The organism is Actinoplanes solisilvae (genome assembly GCF_003999975.1).
Taxonomy (GTDB): Bacteria; Actinomycetota; Actinomycetes; order Mycobacteriales; family Micromonosporaceae; genus Actinoplanes; species Actinoplanes solisilvae.
This window is the reverse complement of the sequence record NZ_RJAC01000007.1, coordinates 143,764-160,945: the sequence shown is the minus strand read 5'-3', so window position 1 is coordinate 160,945 and position 17,182 is coordinate 143,764. Positions and strand designations below refer to the sequence as shown.

The following is a 17,182-nucleotide window of genomic DNA, read 5'->3' as shown; positions in this document are numbered from 1 at the left end:
ACCGTCCCCAACCCACACCCGCCCTCAACGGGCCGCCCTGAGCGAATGCGCAGTTCGCATCGCTCGCATCTGCGCGTCTCGCTCACAGCGATTCGCCATAGAAAATCCCTGTTTGACCGCTCTGTCGGGGAGCGATCCCCCACCCCCGCGATTTTCGACGCTCTCCATCCACAGCCGCATTGCGGCCCGACACCCCTCCACAGGCCGATGTCAACAGCTCGCGCGCCTCCACAAGCACGCCCTCAGAAGCACGCCTTCACAAGCACACGCTCAGAAGCACGCCCTCAGAAGCACGCTTCCAGAAGCCGTGAACACCGATGTCCAATCCTCATCCCCTTCTATCCTCGATTGAGGAGTGACCGTGCGATTCCTCCGTACCGCTGCTCTCTCTGCCCTGTTCCTTCCACTGATCGCCGTCCCCACGCAGATCGCGACCTCGGCCTCGGCTGCACCGCCGATCGCCGGGAACAGCGCGAAGCCCACCGGCGCGAAGCCCACCAGCTCGACGCAGGGGCTGACGCCCTACATGGGGTGGAACACCTACTTCGGCCTCGGTGGTGACCCCACCGAGAACGAGGTGAAGTCGATCGCCGACTTCATGGCGACCAACGGCCTGCGCGAAGCGGGCTACAAAGTGATCTGGATCGACGGCAACTGGGCTGCGCCCACCCCGCGCAACACCGCCGGCGAACTCGTCGCCGACCCCGATCGATTCCCCTCCGGCATGGGGGCGCTCACGCGTTATCTGCACGATCGCGGGTTCCAGGCGGGTATCTACACCGACGCGGGGCCTTACATCCCTGGGCAGTGCGGCCTCGGGAGTCACGGCTACTTCCGGGACGACGTACGTCAGTTCGCTCGGTGGGGGTTCGACGCCCTCAAGGCCGACTGGCTGTGCGGGCGCGCGGCGGGGCTCGACCCCGAGACCACGTTCCGGCAGCTGGCCGCCGAGGTCGACCGGTCTCCGCGCAAGATGTTCCTCAACATCTGCAACCCGGTGAGCAGCGATTGGGGTGGCGGGCCCTATCCGCCGGAGCAGTTGTCCACATGGAGTTACACGTACGCGCCTGAGATCGCTCGTTCCTGGCGGACCTACACCGATGTCGGGCTGGTGGACGCGCAGCCGCAGTGGCAGTACCAGTGGGTGCTGCGCAACATGGACGTCAACGCGTATCACCCGTCCGCGACCAAGCCGGGGCACTTCAACGACCCCGACTATCTGGTGCCGATGCGGCCGAAGCCCGGCGGCGGCACCGAGCTGACGTTCGACGAGTCGAAGACACAGCTGGGGATGTGGGCGTTGATGTCCGCGCCGCTCGTCATCGGTTCAGACCCTCGTACGCTGCCCGCCGAGATGATCGCCGCGCTGCGCAACCCGGAGATCGTCGCGGTCGACCAGGACCCGCTCGTTCGCCAGGGCGTGAAGGTCGCCGACCCGTCGTCCACCACGCAGGTGTGGAGCAAGACCCTCGCCGGTCAGGGACGCCGGGCCGTGGCTCTGCTCAACCGTGGTGACACCGCCCAGCAGATCACCGTGAACTTCGCGGACGTCGCGCTCGGCGGCACTGCACGAGTGCGCAACCTGTGGACGAACTCGGACGCCGGCACGTTCACCGGCTCCTACACGACCACCGTGCCCGCCCACGGCGTCGAGATGCTCGGCCTCACCGGCACCGACGACGTGATCGGCACTGACCTGGGTCCGGCCTCCGACAGCCCGGCGGCCGCCGGCGGACGCGTCTTCGCCCGCGGCACCGACGGCGTCGTCCGCGAGAACGTCAACGGCACGTGGTCGAGCCTAGGTCGGCCCATCACGGGGCAGCCTGCCGCGTACGCCTCCGCGGGTGGCCGCGTCGACCTGTTCGTTCGCGGCATCGAGGGCAAGGTCTGGCATCGCGCCCTGACCGACTCGCGCTGGGGTGCCTGGTCCGACCTGGGCGGCCCGGTCGCCGACTCGCCGTCAGTGGCGTTCACGAGCCCGACCGAGTGGACTGTCTTTGCCCGCGGCACCGATGGACTGGTCCGCGCCAAGTCCCGCACCGGCGCTTGGACGAGCATCGGCGGTCCGAACGGCCGAGGCGTGCGGGGTCGCCCGAGCGCGGCTGTCGACGCGTCCGGGGCTGTCCACGTGACCGTCCGGCACCGCACCGACGAGATCTGGGAACGCGTCTCCACGAACGGCGTCTGGTCGGACTGGCAGAACCTCGGCGGCACCCTGAACGGCAGCCCGACCCTGCTGGCCACCGAGGGACGCGTCTACCTGTTCGCCGTAGCCGCCGACAACCGCCTCTGGCAGCGCAACTTTGTCGACGGCGCCTGGGGCGGCTGGTTCCAGCGTTCCGAGTTCGCCACCGACGAGATCCAGGGACCGCTGGGCACCGAGCCCGGCCCGAACGGTTCCGCCGTCATCGTCCTCCGGGGCGTCGACGGCCACATCCACCGCACCGCGCTCTGACCGGACCGGGGGTGCCGGATCGACCGGCACCCCCGCCCGGGTCGCGGATGGCGACCGCGTTGGCGGGGGCCGTTACCTTGGGGCCGTGCACGAACGGTCCCCCTTCGGGGTTCGGCTGTGGCGGCTGCTGACCCACCGCAGGCCGTCGCGGAAGAGGCACATCGAAGACCTGGCGCACCAGGCCACCGTGCCGCCGTCCGAGCTGGATGCGGTGATCGGCGGAGCGACGCCTGCACCGGAATTGGTCAGAAGGCTGGCTCCGGCTCTCCGTATTCACGCCGCTGATCTATTCGTCATCGCTTAGCTTGAGGTGCCGCACGACCTGGCGTCGGCCTGGCCGACGCCGTCGCGGGACGTGGGCCGGTTACTCGGCTGTGCCGTGTCACTCAATTCCGCCCAGTTCGACCGGCTGGTCGAATTTGTGCGATCGATGCCCTCGGAGCCCCGGGGCGAGCCCGCCCCGACGGACAATTATCCGGCCGGGGCCGGATCTTTACTGCTTCGTTTGGCCAGAAATCGCAATATTCGCCCGCGCAATGCTGAACTTCTGCGCTTGGTCGGCGACGGCCCGTACGTGATCGACGGCCCGGTCCACCCCGAGAGCGCGAAGATCGCGGCTCTGGCCTGGGATGCCCGCCACCTCGACAGCGATCAGCTCATGCGCGCGGAACGGTTCGCGCGAACACTGCCGTAGCCCGGCGAGAGCCGCGGACGGCACGGACGACAAATACCCGACGCATTGTTCAATACGGACGAAAACGATTCATCGCATCCGTGGAAATTACCAGGATGTGCATGGAGAAAGATTTCGCCAAGCATCTCAGTCGGCTTTCGGACAATCGCCGATCCGACCAGGATTCCCATTCCCTCATCCTTGACATCACTGCCCACCAGGAACAGGTTTGAACCACGCCGGCCCCGATGCGAAGAAAAGATCGCGATTGGCGAGACAGATTCGCGAAATTCCGGGTGTGGGAGTCAGGAGGGAATCATGACGGCGGGAATCACACTCACCTGGCGGCGTCACGAGCTTCAGGACCCGAAGCGCGACGTCCACGGTCTCACCCGGCTGCCGCTGCTGCAGGCGACAGCGGCCCACCGCGAGTCAGAGCCGCAGATCGAGTTCCCCGAACTCCCGGAGTCCCCTGTCGACAAGGCGCTGACCCTGCTGCGGGTGGCCGCCCAGGTCGAGCACGCCCTCATGGTGCAGTACCTCTACGCCGGCTACTCGTTCGGGCCGACGATGCAAGAGATCGCCGACGTGGCCGTCGAGGAGATGAGCCACCTGATGACGGTCCAGAACCTGCTGAGGTTCGTGGGGGCGCAGCCCTACCTGTACCGCCAGGATTTCGGCCCTCCGGCGAGCGCGGACGACCGCCTGTTCCCGTTCGACTTCCGCCTGGAGCCGGTGACGCACGTTTCCCTCGCGAAGTACGTCGTGGCCGAGTCGCCCGCCGAGGCGCCACCCGGGGTCGACCCGGCCGTCCTCGCCCACATCGCGGAGCTCGCGCTGGGCCCGGCGCACGAGCCCGTGAACCGGGTAGGCACGTTGTACGCCCTTCTCGCCGCGGTCTTCGGCAACGAGGAGTCGCTGGGCGAGAGCGTGGATCCCTGGTTCATGGCCGTCAGCGACCTCGCAGCCGAGGCGGCGGTCTTCTACGGCGGCCGCGACAAGCTCCACCTCCCCGACGACGCCTTCCGCCCGGCCTCCGCCCCCGAACAGGCCTCCGACAGCCAATGGGACCGGTCGAAGGTGAAGTCCATCGACGAGTTCCGCGTCTTCGTCGTCGCGAGCCGCCGTGAAGCTCTGGAAGCCCTCCGCGACATCGGTCTGCAGGGCGAGGGCCCGTCCCCGATCGCCACCGAGACCGCGCACTTCCGCCGCTTCTACAACCTCTTCGTCACGTTCTTCGGCGCCGACGGCCTCGGCACCAACCCGCCGCCCGGGGTTCAGCCCGTGCCCACCGGAAGCCAGATCCTCCTCGACGGGCGGGAGACCGGGGAAGAGCAGCAGGCCGGCGACAACGTCATCTCCCATCCCACGACGGTGCGGTGGGCACGCCTCGCCGATCTCCGGTACGCCATCCTGCTCGGCTCGCTGGAGCACAGCCTCCGCTTCCCCGGCAACGATCTGGCCTTCCTTCGCGGTTGGTGCTTCGCCGAGATGTACTCCCTCCGCAAGCTCGCCGAACTGCTGCGCCAGATGCCGAGGACCGCCACGCCCACCACCGCCCAGGTCGCCGCGCTGCCGTTCACGCTGCCGCCGTGGCTGGCGACCGGTTCCCGCTGGTCCGACCTGCGGGCCGCCTTCGCCGAGAGCCTGACGATCGCCGCCGAGCTCCACGACGGGGCCGTGGCCGGGTCGGTCCAGCATCTCCTCCTCACCCACCTGCTCGCGTCGGACGAACGCAAGCTGGCCGAGGCGACGGCGAGGGCCACCGATGGCTCCACGCAGCGCTCACGCACGGATTCCGTACGGGATGTTCTGGATTGGGCGGCCGGTGCCGGTAACCCGGGGCACGACGGTCAGGGCCGCTTCTGGAATTTGCGGAGGAACGAGCTGCTCCAGGTCTCCATCGACGAGGCGAACGTGATGGCGCCGGCCGACCCGGAGGCCGAGGCCCTGTTGATCGAGATGTTGCGCACCCGGATGCCGCAGTCGCGACCGAAGCTGCCGACCACCGGTGAGGAGTTTCTGCTGATCAAGTCGTGGGTGGACGAGAACTTCCCCGACTAGCCCATAGGAGGATGACATGACGATCGTCGTGTCGTTGCAAGGCGCCACTACCGGCGAGGGTTTCCTGATCGCGCCGCTGGGCGCCCAGGTTTTCCACGCCACCCTCTCACTGCACAGTGACGCGGACCCGGTCTCCGTCACGCTGCGAGCCGCGCCCGATGCCGCGGGGCTGGTGTTCTCCGAGTCGTCCGTCGAGGTCACCACCGCGCCGACGGCGGTACGGGTGCACGCGACCGCGAAGAGCGTCACCCGGGCGGACACGATCATTGAAGTGGTCGAGGGCGACGCCGTGCTCTGGAGCATGCCGGTCACGTGCATCGCCAACCCGACCGTGCATTTCCGGGGCCGTTTCCAGGCGCGGTTCGCGACCCAGCCCGCCTTCTACAACTCGAACCCGATGTATACGCCCACCACCGAGGACGTGGGGCCGGGCTGGACGTGGGCGTTGGAGGGCGAACCGCCGTTCGTCGAGCCGCCGGACTTCGTACCGGAGCGGGTCGAGACCCCGGTCGGCCGGCAGATCCGCTTCAACGACCCGCTGAGCCTGCGGTCGCATGCCGCCCCGGTGGTGACGACGGTCGACCGGATCAGCGGTCTGACGCACGCGGGGATCGAGGAGTTCACCGCCGGCGATCCGATGATCGGCGAACCGGCCGACCTGGGACCGAACACCTACTTCGCCGGAAACCGCGACATGAACCCGGCCGAGCCCACGCCGGAGGAGTTCTACGACGACGCCCGCGAACCGTTCGGCCTGTTCGAAGTGCATCTCGGCGATCGTTTCTCGGGCGCGTCGGCCGTCGGGCCGTTCACCCACAAGGCGACGTTCCAGAACGAGCACACGCGGATACCCGACTCCCGGCCGATCGCGAACGGCCTGGTCAACGCAAACGCGGAACTGATCGAGTTCGGGCTGCCCGACCTGCGGACGTTCAGCGAGACCCGCCTCGACCTGCTCGTGCTCGACTACGAGAAGCTGCCGCCGGACGACTCGCCCGAGCGACGGAACCTGGCCCGGCGCATCGGTCACCTGCTGGCCGCGGTCAGCCCGGCGAAGAGCGCCGCCGTCCTCGAACTGCATCCCGACCAGTTCGAGGTACGGGTGGGGACGCTGAGGTTCGGCTGGAACCGTAAGGAGGTCTTCGTCGGCAAGGTCGACGCCGGCCTGCGGTGCGACGCGGACGGCTCGCCCGTGATCGGCTACTTCGGGTTCTTCACCTCGTTCACCTTCGAGACCCACATGTTCGCGTTCCACTCCGACGAGCTCTGCGCCCACCACATCAGCAGTCTGAGCCCGGACGCCACGGCCGGCCCGAGCTCCCTCGACCGCCCCGCCCTAGCCACTCTGCGAGTCCGCTGACGAGCGGACCAGGGCTGCCCGGATCAGCGAGCGATCAGAACCGGGCAGCCCGCCCGCTCGAGCAGGCGGTTGCCGATCGAGCCGAGCATCAACCCCTGGAACCCGTGCGTACGAGGCCCGACCACGACGAGGCTGGCCGAGCGCGACTTCTGGGCCAGCACCTTGTCGGGCCTCCCCGGGACGAACTCGTGGCTGGCCGCGACCTCGGGGTACTTCTCGCGCCACGGGTCGAGCTGCGGATCCGAATCGCTGCCCAGCGGATCTTCAGCGGAGGCGCCCCACGACCCGACCGTGACGGCCTCGACCCCGGTGTTGTGCAGCGACGCCTCCTCGAAGGCGCGCGCGATCACCGCTGAGGCGGCCGGTCCGTCGTCCAGCCCGGCGATCACCGGCCCGGCCCCGGCCCCGAACCGGCCCCGCACCACGACCACGCAGCACCGCCCCTGCGTGGCGACCTGGCTGCCCACCGACCCGATCGGCAGGCCCGGGAAACCACCGTCGCGGCGATTGCCCACGACGATCATCGCTGCTTCGTCCGACGCGTGCACCAGCACCGGCACCGCGTACCCCGGGAGGGCCTGGCAGCGCACCTCGACCCCCGGGGCTACCTCGCGGGCCTGCGCCACCGCCCGCTGCACCGCGGACGCCGCGTACAGCTCGGCCGAGTGGCTGCCCGTCGAGCCCGGGGTCGAGCGCCGGCGATAGTACGCCGACAGGATCCTCAGCTCGGCTCCGCGCCGCACCGCCTCGGTCGCCGCCCAGGTGACCGCCGGGGTGTCGTGCGCCGAGCCGTCGACGCCGACCACGATCCGCGACTTCATCATGTCCGCCTCCTTGACCAGGCGGTCGCCGTTGAGCACGGCGGCACGACCTCCAGCGTCACTCCGCGCGGGCGCGATTGACAAGGGCCGGTGCACGGATTGCAACACGGGCCGACTCGGGGATGCGCACGACCGTCGATGGAGGCAGACTGCCTCGGGTGAACGGAGCAATCACGGGGGACGATGTGGCCGGACTGGTGCTCGGCGGCCGCTACGAGTTGCTGACCGCGATCGGGGCGGGCGGTGCGGCGGTCGTCTGGCGAGCCCACGACCACGTGCTGGCGCGCACGGTCGCGGTCAAGATCGTGTCGAACCGGCCCGGCGATCGGTGCGTCCAGCAGGAGGCCCGGGCGGCCGCGGCCCTGTCGCACCCCAACATCGCCCAGGTTCACGACTACGGCGAGATGACCACCGAGAGCCAGACCTTCCCGTACGTCGTGATGGAGCTCGTCGAGGGCGGCACGCTCTCACAGCGCCTGGCCGCGGGCCCGGTGACGCCCCGCTTCGCGATGCGGGTGTGCGCCGAGATCGCGTACGCCCTGGCCGCCGCGCACGCCGCCGGGCTGGTGCACCGTGACATCAAGCCGGCCAACGTCATGCTCGGCCCGACCGGCGCCAAGGTCGTCGACTTCGGCATCGCCGCCGCCACCGCTCCGAGCAGCACCGGCGAGCTCGACCCGGAGGTGCTCGGCACCCCGGCCTACCTGGCTCCCGAGCGGCTGATCGACGACGCGGTGGAGCCGGCGTCGGACGTCTACGCGCTGGGCGTGGTCCTCTACTACCTGCTCTCCGGTCATTCCCCGTGGACGACCGAGGACACCACCCAGATGCTGACCGCGCACATCTACCTCGACCCGGCGCCGCTGCCCCCGGTCACCGGCGTGCCCGCCCACATCGCCGACCTGTGCGAACGGTGCCTGCTCAAGGATCCCGCCCAGCGCCCGAGCGCCCGCGAGGTCGCAGCCCTGCTGAGCGCCGAGCCCCGCGAAGCGGCCGCCGCCGAGTCTCACGAAACGATCACCGAACCCGGCACGGCGGGCGCCGAGCCCCGCGAACCCGCTCCCCGCCGGACCAGCCGGTGGGCCGCCGCGGCCGCGCTCCTGGTCGCCGCCGGCGCCGCCGGTTGGCTGCTGATCCCGGACGATCAGGATCCGTCCGTCCCCGCTGTCGCCGACGGCCCGTCGGCCTCGGTCGCCCCGTCACGGAACGGACGGCCACCGGCCTCACCCGACCGGAGGCATAATCGGGGCGAGCAACCACCCGGCGAGCCGACCCTGGCCCCGGCCGCGCCCACGACCTCCGCGAACGCGATCGGCGAGCCGCCGTCGGCGACGCCGCCCGCGCCGTCCGCGACCACCCGGCCCACCGCGACGACAACACCGACGGCCACCGAGACCGCCACGACCGCCCCGGCCGTGCGCACCCTCTCCTCGACCGCCGGCACGCTCGAAGCCACCTGCCCGTCGGCCGGCACCGCACAGATCCTGTCCTACGAGGCGCGACGTCCGTTCAAGGTCGCCGAGGCCGACGAGGGTCCGTCCTCCTCGCCGTCGGTCACGTTCAAACGCGGCAACGAGGTCACCACGATGACCGTGAGCTGTTCGGAGGGCAGGCCGACGCTGATCTAGTGCGACTCGCGCGACACCTGGTCACCGCTCGACCCGACCAGGAAGGAAAGGTCGGCCCCGGTGTTGGCCTGCCCGACCGTGTCGACGTAGAGCTTCTCCCAGCCCCGCCGCGGCGCCGCGTAGGCCCGGGCGGCCTCGGCCGAGGGCACCCGGGCCTCCCACTCGTCGGCGGGCACGTCCACGTCGAGCCGCCGGTTCTGCAGGTCGAGCACGATCATGTCGCCCGTACGCACCTTGGCCAACGGCCCGCCCGCGGCCGCTTCCGGAGCCACGTGCAACACCACAGTCCCGTACGCCGTGCCGCTCATCCGCCCGTCGCAGACCCGCACCATGTCGCGGACGCCCTCGGCCAGCAGCTTCGCCGGCAGCGGCATGTTCGACACCTCGGGCATGCCCGGGTAGCCCTTCGGCCCGCAGCCGCGCAGCACCAGCACCGAGTCGGCCGTGACCTCGAGCGCCGGGTCGTCGAGCCGCGCGTTCAGGTCTTCCACCGAGTCGAACACGACCGCCGGCCCTCGATGCTGCAGCAGCGCCGGGGTGGCCGCGGCCGGTTTGACCAGTGCCCCGTCCGGCGCGAGATTGCCGTAGAGCACTGCGATGCCGGCGGAATCCTGCAACGGCGCCGAACGGGCCCGGATGACCTCCCGGTCGTACACCATGGCCGCGCCTAACGCGCTGACCAGCGGCTCCCCGATGACCGTGACCGCCGACGGGTCGAGCAGATCGCGTACCTCGGCCAAGACCGCGTGCAGCCCACCGGCCCGATAGAGGTCCTCCATCAGGAAGCGCCCCGCCGGTTGCAGGTCCACGAGCAGCGGTACGTCCGCGCCGATCCGGTCGAAGTCGTCCTGGGAGAGCGTCACCCCCAGCCGCCCCGCGATCGCCAGCAGATGCACGACCGCGTTCGTCGAGCCACCCATCGCCGCCAGCGCCACGATCGCGTTGTGGAACGAGGCGGCCGTCATCACCTGACTCGGGCGCAACGAACGCGAGACCAGGTCGACCGCGAGCTCTCCGGTGGCGAACGACGCCTCGAGCAGGCGGCTGTCCGGGGCCGGGGTGCCCGCGATGCCTGGCAGCGTCATGCCCAGCACCTCGGCGAGCAGCCCCATCGTGGAAGCCGTACCCATGGTGTTGCAGTGGCCCCGGCTGCGGATCATCGACGATTCCGAGCGCTGGAACTCGTCCGCGCTCAGCGTGCCCGCCCTGACCTCCTCCGACAGTTTCCAGACGTCAGTGCCGCACCCCAGCGGTACGCCCCGGAACGTGCCCGTCAGCATCGGCCCGCCCGGCACCACGACCGCCGGCAGGTCGACCGACGCCGCCGCCATGAGCAGGGCGGGGATCGTCTTGTCGCAGCCGCCGAGCAGCACGACGCCGTCGATCGGGTTGGCCCGCAGCATCTCCTCGATCGCCATCGCGGCCATGTTGCGCCACAGCATCGCCGTCGGCCGCACCTGTGTCTCGCCGAGCGACACGACCGGCAGGTTCAGCGCGATGCCGCCCGCCCGGTTGATGCCGTCGGCGACGCTGCGGCCGACCTCGTTGAGGTGCGAGTTGCAGGGCGTCAGGTCGGAGGCGGTGTTGGCGATCGCGATGTGCGGACGGCCGTCGAAGGCGTCGGCGGGCAGTCCGCGCCGCATCCAGGCTCGATGGATGTAGCTGTTCCGGTCGTCGCCGCCGTACCACTGTGCGCTGCGCCGATCAGACATGTCCGGACTGTAACGCCGCGCCGCCCGACTCGGAAGATCCTTCATATGTTCGGAAGTTCCGCATAACCTACGGAACATGACTGCCCGCTTCTCCGCCCGTGTCGCCGGCGCGGAGGCGTACGCCCTGGGTGAAGGCCCTGTCTGGGACGCCGAGAGGGATCGGCTGCTCTGGGTCGACATCCTCGGCGGCACGGTCCAGGCCGGTCAGCTTTCCCAAGAAAAGATCACCGTGACCGCATCGTGGGATTTCGACGATCTCGCGTGCGTGGTCGCCGTCGACGCCGAGGGCGACCTGCTGGTGGCTCAACGCGGCGTCGTCGAGAGGGTCAAGAGCGACGGCTCCCGTACGATCGTGGCCGACCTGACGCGAGCCGGGAGCCGGCTCAACGACGGCGCGGTCGACCCCCAGGGCCGGTTCGTGGTCGGCGGCATGGCCCTCGACTCCTCCCGCGGCACGCAGACGCTGGTGCGCCTCGACGGCGACGCGATCACCGTGCTCGACGACGACCTCACGCTCTCCAACGGCCTGGCCTGGAGCCCCGACGGCCGCACGCTCTACAGCGTCGACTCGATCCCCGGCGTCATCTACGCGCGCGACTATCCTGACGGCGTACGGCGTGAGCTCTTTCGCATCGACGACGGCCTGCCCGACGGCCTCACCGTCGACAGCCTCGGCAACCTGTGGATCGCGATCTGGGGCCGCGGCCGAATCGAGTGCCGCACCTCCGGCGGTGACCTGCTGGCCGTCGTCGACGTCGACGCGCCGCACACCACCAGTTGCGCCTTCGCCGGCCCCGAGCTGGACGTTCTCGTCATCACGACGGCCACCCAGGACCTCTCCCCCACCGACCTGACGCGGCACCCCGCCTCGGGCCGGCTCTTCACCGCAGACGTCGGCGCTACGGGACTACGTACGCCGCACTGGAAACAATGAGATCGGAGCTCCACCCGTGCTATTGATGCGAATCGGCGCGCCCGGCGCCGAAAAGCCCGCCGTCCGCGCCTCGGACTCGGACTACGTCGACGTGTCCGACCTGGTCACCGACTTCGACGAGGCGTTCTTCGGCGGCGGCGGGCTCGAGCGGATCGCGGGACCGGTCGCCGACCGGATCGCCGCCGGCGACGTGCGTCCCTTCGACGACCAGCGCATCGGTGCGCCAATCGCCCGTCCGCACCAGCTGCTCTGCATCGGCCTGAACTACAGCGACCACGCCGCCGAGACGGGCGCCGAGGTTCCGAAGGAGCCGATCCTCTTCAACAAGTCACCGAACACGCTGGTCGGCCCGAACGACGACGTCCGCATCCCCCGCGGCTCGGTCAAGACCGACTGGGAGGTGGAGCTGGGCATCGTCATCGGCAAGCGCACGTCCTACCTGGACTCCCCCGAGCAGGCGCGTGACCACATCGCCGGCTGGGTGCTGGTCAACGACGTCAGCGAGCGCGAGTTCCAGATCGAGCGCGGCGGTCAGTGGGTCAAGGGCAAGTCGGCCGAGACGTTCAACCCGGCGGGGCCGTGGCTGGCCACCACCGACGAGATCGCCGACGTGCGTGACCTCGACATGTGGCTCGACGTCAACGGCGTGCGCCGCCAGACCGGCAACACCAAGACCATGATCTTCGACCCGTACGTCGTGGTGCACCACCTCAGCCAGTTCATGGTGCTCGAACCCGGCGACCTCATCAACACCGGTACGCCGCCCGGGGTCGGACTCGGCATGAAGCCGCCGGTCTACCTGCAGCCGGGCGACGTGATGACGCTCGGCATCCAGGGCCTCGGCACCGCCCGTCAGACCGTGGTGGCGCCCCGATGACCGGGCTGCGCGCGATCGTCACCGGCGGCGCGTCGGGCATCGGCCTGGCCGCCGCGTCCCTGCTGGCCCGGCGCGGCTACCAGGTGGCGGCTCTCGATCTCAACCCCGACGTGCCGTCGCCCCTGCTCGGGATTCGCTGCGACGTCACCGACGACGCGTCCGTGCGGGCCGCGGTCGCCGAGGCGGCCGGCGCGTTCGGCGGGCTCGACATCGTGGTCAACAACGCGGGCATCGGCGCGCAGGGCACCGTCGAGGACAACGACGACGACGAATGGCAGCGGGTCTTCAACGTCAACGTCCAGGGCATCGTACGGGTGAGCCGCGCGGCCCTGCCGTACCTGCGCGAATCTTCGCACGCGTCGATCGTGAACACGTGCTCGATCGCCGCGACCGCGGGGCTGCCGCAGCGTGCTCTCTACAGCGCGACGAAGGGGGCGGTGCTCTCGCTGACCCTGGCGATGGCGGCCGACCACCTGCGCGAGGGAATTCGGGTCAACTGCGTGAACCCGGGCACGGCGGACACGCCGTGGATCGGCCGGCTGCTCGACAAGGCCGACGATCCGGGCGCCGAGCGGGCCGCGCTCGAGGCCCGTCAGCCCTCGGGACGCCTGGTCACGGCGGACGAGATCGCCGACGCGATCGGATATCTGGCCGGGCCGGACGCGTCCGCGACGACCGGGGTCGCGCTGGCCGTGGACGGAGGAATGCAGGGCTTGCGCCTTCGCAAGTGACGCCGGGTCGTGGCACGATACTCGCCAGTAACCGCCTGGAGAGGTTGGTGGCATCGTGTCGCGTACGGCGTATCGGACCTGTCCGCTCTGTGAGGCCGCCTGCGGCCTGGAGCTGACGGTCGCAGGCGATCGGGTGGTCTCCGCGCGAGGCGACCGGGAGCACGTGTTCAGCCACGGGTTCGTCTGCCCGAAGGGCGCCACCTTCGGGCAGCTCGCCGACGACCCCGACCGGCTGCGACGGCCCCTCGTACGCCGCGACGGCCGGCACGTCGAGGTCGGCTGGGACGAGGCTTTCGACGCTGTCGCGGACGGCCTTCGACCGGTGATCGAGACGTACGGGCCGCACGCGGTCGCGGTCTATCTCGGCAACCCGAACGTGCACACGATGGCGGGCGGGCTCTACTTGTCGCCGCTGGTGAAGGCGCTCGGCACGCGCAACGTCTTCTCGGCCAGCACGGTCGATCAGATGCCCAAGCACGTGTCGTGCGGCTACCTCTACGGCAGCCCGCTCGCCATCCCCGTGCCCGATCTGGACCGCACCGACTTCCTGCTGATGCTCGGGGCCAACCCGTGGGAGTCGAACGGCAGCCTCGCCACGGCGGCCGATTTTCCGGGGCGGCTCAAGGCGATCCAGGCGCGGGGCGGGCGGTTCGTCGTGGTCGACCCCAGGCGTACGCGGACCGCTGCTCAGGCCGACGAGCATGTGTTCATCCGGCCGGGGACGGACGCCTTCCTGCTGTTCGGAATCGTCCACACGCTATTCGCCGATGGGCTGGTCTCGCTGGGCCGTCTGGACTCGCTCGTGAACGGGCTCTCGTCCGTTGCCGCGCTGGCCGAGGATTTCGCGCCTTCCGTGGTCAGCGAGACCTGCGGCGTGCCGGCCGCGCGGATCCGCTCGCTGGCCCACGAGCTGGCATCCTCGCCCCGGGCGGCGGTCTACGGGCGGATCGGAACGTGCACTGTCGAGTTCGGCACGCTCACGAGCTGGCTGATCGACGTCATCAACATCCTGACCGGCAACCTCGACCGGCCCGGCGGCGTGATGTTCCCGCTCGCGGCCCACCAGCGTCCCGGCTCGGGCAAGGGCAAGGGGTTCAGGGTCGGGCGGTGGCACAGCCGGGTTCGGGGACTGCCCGAGGTCAAGGGCGAACTGCCGGTAGCGACGCTGGCCGACGAGATCGAGACGCCCGGCGACGAACAGGTCCGGGCGCTGGTGACGGTGGCGGGCAACCCGGCGCTGTCCACGCCGAACAGCGGGCGGCTCGACCGCGCCCTGGCCGGACTGTCGTTCATGGTGAGCGTCGACCCCTACCTGAACGAGACGACCCGCCACGCCGACGTGGTGCTGCCACCGCCCGACCCGACCCGCAAAGGCCACTACGACTTCTCCTTCCTGGCCCTGGCCGTACGCAACTTCGCGGCGTACTCCCCGCCGGTGTCGCCCATCGATGCCGAGGCGATGGACGAGTGCGACATCCTGGCCCGCCTGACGACGATCGTTTCCGGTCACGACTCTCTTCACGATCAACTGTTGAGCCGAGCTCTCGATCGGGTGGTGAGCACGCCGGGATCGCCGCTGTTCGGACGGTCGGCGGCTGACCTGCCGGTTTCCGGGGACGGCCCGGCCGAGCGCCTGCTGGACGTCGCCCTGCGCACCGGGGCGTACGGGGATTGGTTCGGTCTTGTTCCGGAGGGACTGTCGTTGGACCGGCTGATCGAGAACCCGCACGGCGTCGACCTCGGGCCCCTGGAGCCGCGCCTGCCCGAGGTGCTGCGCACGCCGAGCGGCAAGGTCGAGCTGTGCGATCCGGCGGTCGCCGCTGACGTGCCGCGGTTGCGGGCGGCGCTCGACCGCCCCCACGAAGCCCTCGTCCTGATCGGGCGGCGGCACCTGCGGTCCAACAACAGCTGGATGCACAACGTGCCCGCGCTGGTGAAGGGGCGCGACCGGTGCACGCTGCAGATCCATCCGGCCGACGCGGCGCGCTTCGACCTGGTCGACGGCGACACCGTGCAGGTCACCTCACGCGCGGGCGGGATCTCGGCCACCGTCGAGATCACCGACCAGGTGATGCCGGGCGTGGTGAGCCTGCCGCACGGCTGGGGGCACGACGTGGCCGGCACGCGCCAGTCGGTCGCCTCCGCCCACCCGGGCGTCAACTCGAACGTGCTCACCGACGAGACGGTGATCGACCCGCTGTCGGGCAACAGCGTGCTGAACGGCATTCCGGTGGAGGTCAAGCCACTGGCGTCGTAGCCGTCACATCGGTTTGGACTTGCCGGTCCATTTTCTTGGGGCCAGAGTGGGGCCATGACTACTGACAACGACACCCTGGTCCGCGAGTTCACGTCCGCGTTCAACACCAAGGACGCCGCCAAGCTGGGCGCTTTCCTGCACCCCGACGTGGTGTTCCAGAACTACGGCGACGCCGAGGTGCACGGCCGGGACGCGGTCGTCCAGGTCTGGACCGGCGTGTTCAAGACCTTCGCCCAGGTCGAGTTCTCAACCGTGAACCAGGCCGTGAACGGCGACGTCGTGCTGGCCGAGCAGGTGCACGGCCTGGCCCTGCCCGGCGGCAAACTCGCCCCGATCATGAACCTGGCCGTCTACGAGATCAAGGACGGCAAGATCGCCGCCTGGCGCGACTACGGCAACCCGCAGTACGCATTGCAACTCCTTCAGGCGTGACATCATCACCCGGTGCGCCATGTGACCGACCGTGAACGCCGCGGGACCTGCGCGAGTCGGTGCCGCTGATCGACGTCAAGGTGGCGGTGCGGCCCAACGAGAACTGCTCGATCCGACCACGATGGGCTGGAAGGCCCGCGACTTCTGGCTGGGTCCCCACCGCGCCTCGCTCTTCGACCACAACGGCAATGCCGGCACCACCGCCTGGCTCGACGGCCGCGCCGTGCGCTGTGTCTACTCCTCCCCCGCGATGAAGGGCACTTCGGCCGGGACCGGCTGGAACGCGACGTCGCTCACGTCGGCGGCCAGTTCGGTGAAGTCGGTGCCGTAGGCGGCCGGCTCGACGATGCGCAGCACGAGCGCGAACGGCCGGTCGGCGCCGAACGTGCGGGCGAGTTCGGGGTGGTGCGCGGCCAGGTAGCGGGCGGCGGCGAGGTTGCTGCCCGCGGTCAGGCCGCCGATGAAGAACACCGGGTGCCCGCCGGCCGGGCCCCAGAACCGGGCGAGCAGGACGTAGCTGATCTCCGGGCTGAGGGCGTACTCGGTGCCGCCGACCGTGAATGACGTCCGGCGCTTCTCCACGTCGAAGACCGCGTACGTCACTCCACGCAGGATCGTGCGCACATGCGTGGCGCTGCGTGGGCTGGCGTCGCCGGGGCCGCCGACGCAGAACTCGGTCAGGCGGCCGATCTCCCCGGTCGGCTGGTTCTCGCCGACCCGGTCGGCGTGCGCGCCGCACTCCCGGGCGATGGTCGCCAGCTCCACCAGCGCGGCGACGTCGCGGCGGTGCACACTGAACTCGCGCGGCGACGACGCGTGCCGGGACACCACCAGCAAGCAGCTCGCCCCGGCGCTGAGGCCGAAAAAGGCGCGTTCCCGGTTCAATTTCCGCCGGCGCAGCAGGAACCCCGCCAGCCAGACGGCCGTACCGGCGATGACGCTCGCCAGCAAATTGATCAGAAGGTCGCCCATACGTCGATGATGTCCAATGCCGTCGAGCCACGGACAGGCGGCCCGCCCGTCTCACCGCTTGGGGCCGCGTTTTCTCGCGCGACTGACGGCCGTCAGCGACAACAGGCTCGCGACTAAGGAGAGCAGGTCGCCGGCAAGAGCGATCCAGTTGACCATCGGGTGGTCCTTTCCGGGCGGGTTGATCGGTGCGATGACGTTGACAGCCCTCGGCGGGGTCCGGCCACCGATCCGGACACGCCCGGACCGGTGAATCCGTCCACCAGGGG

The 17,182-nt window shown here is 70.0% G+C and carries 13 protein-coding genes; 10 read left to right on the top strand and 3 right to left on the bottom strand.

Annotated features, from left to right (window positions below):
* Window positions 1–361 precede the first annotated feature (361 nt).
* From EER30_RS20280 to EER30_RS20265, 4 genes are all read left to right on the top strand, one after another.
* On the top strand, window positions 362–2,455 hold the full coding sequence (locus EER30_RS20280; protein WP_240670173.1) for a glycoside hydrolase family 27 protein: 2,094 nt from the start codon (window positions 362–364) through the stop codon (window positions 2,453–2,455).
* Window positions 2,456–2,765: 310 nt separating this feature from the next.
* On the top strand, window positions 2,766–3,149 hold the full coding sequence (locus tag EER30_RS20275) for a hypothetical protein (RefSeq protein WP_127502073.1): 384 nt from the start codon (window positions 2,766–2,768) through the stop codon (window positions 3,147–3,149).
* Window positions 3,150–3,446: 297 nt separating this feature from the next.
* Window positions 3,447–5,192, top strand: coding sequence for a ferritin-like domain-containing protein (locus EER30_RS20270; RefSeq protein ID WP_127502072.1), 1,746 nt, complete (start codon window positions 3,447–3,449; stop codon window positions 5,190–5,192).
* A 16-nt stretch (window positions 5,193–5,208) separates the two neighbouring features.
* On the top strand, window positions 5,209–6,552 hold the full coding sequence (locus EER30_RS20265; RefSeq protein WP_127502071.1) for a hypothetical protein: 1,344 nt from the start codon (window positions 5,209–5,211) through the stop codon (window positions 6,550–6,552).
* A gap of 23 nt (window positions 6,553–6,575) precedes the next feature.
* Here EER30_RS20265 and EER30_RS20260 read toward each other — a convergent pair whose 3' ends face one another.
* Window positions 6,576–7,412: a universal stress protein gene (locus tag EER30_RS20260; RefSeq protein WP_127502070.1), complete on the bottom strand. Its 837-nt coding sequence runs from the start codon at window positions 7,410–7,412 to the stop codon at window positions 6,576–6,578.
* A 119-nt stretch (window positions 7,413–7,531) separates the two neighbouring features.
* Between EER30_RS20260 and EER30_RS48740 the strand changes: the two genes are divergently transcribed.
* Window positions 7,532–9,001 carry a serine/threonine-protein kinase gene (locus EER30_RS48740; protein WP_240670172.1) on the top strand — a complete coding sequence of 490 codons (1,470 nt, stop codon included), beginning with the start codon at window positions 7,532–7,534 and terminating at the stop codon, window positions 8,999–9,001.
* Here the strand turns inward: EER30_RS48740 and EER30_RS20250 are convergent.
* The gene (locus EER30_RS20250; protein WP_127502069.1) at window positions 8,998–10,713 is read right to left on the bottom strand and encodes a dihydroxy-acid dehydratase; all 1,716 of its coding nucleotides are present in this window, start codon (window positions 10,711–10,713) and stop codon (window positions 8,998–9,000) included. The two genes, EER30_RS48740 and EER30_RS20250, sit on opposite strands and share 4 nt — an antisense overlap.
* A 76-nt stretch (window positions 10,714–10,789) precedes the next feature.
* Between EER30_RS20250 and EER30_RS20245 the strand changes: the two genes are divergently transcribed.
* The 5 genes from EER30_RS20245 to EER30_RS20225 are packed head-to-tail and all read left to right on the top strand — an operon-like array spanning window position 10,790 to window position 15,944.
* The gene (locus tag EER30_RS20245; protein WP_127502068.1) at window positions 10,790–11,647 is read left to right on the top strand and encodes an SMP-30/gluconolactonase/LRE family protein; all 858 of its coding nucleotides are present in this window, start codon (window positions 10,790–10,792) and stop codon (window positions 11,645–11,647) included.
* Window positions 11,648–11,672: 25 nt separating this feature from the next.
* The gene (locus tag EER30_RS20240; RefSeq protein WP_432417558.1) at window positions 11,673–12,524 is read left to right on the top strand and encodes a fumarylacetoacetate hydrolase family protein; all 852 of its coding nucleotides are present in this window, start codon (window positions 11,673–11,675) and stop codon (window positions 12,522–12,524) included.
* Window positions 12,521–13,255, top strand: a complete 735-nt coding sequence (locus EER30_RS20235; protein WP_127502066.1) for an SDR family NAD(P)-dependent oxidoreductase — start codon at window positions 12,521–12,523, stop codon at window positions 13,253–13,255. Before EER30_RS20240 ends, EER30_RS20235 begins: the two co-directional genes overlap by 4 nt.
* A gap of 55 nt (window positions 13,256–13,310) precedes the next feature.
* Window positions 13,311–15,512, top strand: a complete 2,202-nt coding sequence (locus EER30_RS20230) for a molybdopterin oxidoreductase family protein (RefSeq protein ID WP_127502065.1) — start codon at window positions 13,311–13,313, stop codon at window positions 15,510–15,512.
* 54 nt (window positions 15,513–15,566) lie between these two features.
* Entirely contained in the window at window positions 15,567–15,944 is a 378-nt protein-coding gene (locus EER30_RS20225; protein ID WP_127502064.1) for a nuclear transport factor 2 family protein, read from the top strand.
* 234 nt (window positions 15,945–16,178) lie between these two features.
* On the opposite strand, the gene EER30_RS20215 is transcribed toward EER30_RS20225, so the two are convergent.
* A complete protein-coding gene (locus EER30_RS20215; protein ID WP_127502063.1) occupies window positions 16,179–16,916 on the bottom strand; it encodes a hypothetical protein in 738 nt (245 codons plus the stop codon).
* Window positions 16,917–17,182 lie beyond the last annotated feature (266 nt).

Excerpts from the sequence above, each read along its gene's own strand:
- EER30_RS20265 (WP_127502071.1), top strand. The coding sequence starts at position 5,209 with ATGACGATCGTCGTGTCGTTGCAAGGCGCCACTACCGGCGAGGGTTTC.
- EER30_RS20250 (WP_127502069.1), bottom strand. The coding sequence starts at position 10,713 with ATGTCTGATCGGCGCAGCGCACAGTGGTACGGCGGCGACGACCGGAAC.
- EER30_RS20240 (WP_432417558.1), top strand. The coding sequence starts at position 11,673 with ATGCGAATCGGCGCGCCCGGCGCCGAAAAGCCCGCCGTCCGCGCCTCG.
- EER30_RS20235 (WP_127502066.1), top strand. The coding sequence starts at position 12,521 with ATGACCGGGCTGCGCGCGATCGTCACCGGCGGCGCGTCGGGCATCGGC.
- EER30_RS20245 (WP_127502068.1), top strand. The coding sequence starts at position 10,790 with ATGACTGCCCGCTTCTCCGCCCGTGTCGCCGGCGCGGAGGCGTACGCC.
- EER30_RS20215 (WP_127502063.1), bottom strand. The coding sequence starts at position 16,916 with ATGGGCGACCTTCTGATCAATTTGCTGGCGAGCGTCATCGCCGGTACG.
- EER30_RS20225 (WP_127502064.1), top strand. The coding sequence starts at position 15,567 with ATGACTACTGACAACGACACCCTGGTCCGCGAGTTCACGTCCGCGTTC.
- EER30_RS20270 (WP_127502072.1), top strand. The coding sequence starts at position 3,447 with ATGACGGCGGGAATCACACTCACCTGGCGGCGTCACGAGCTTCAGGAC.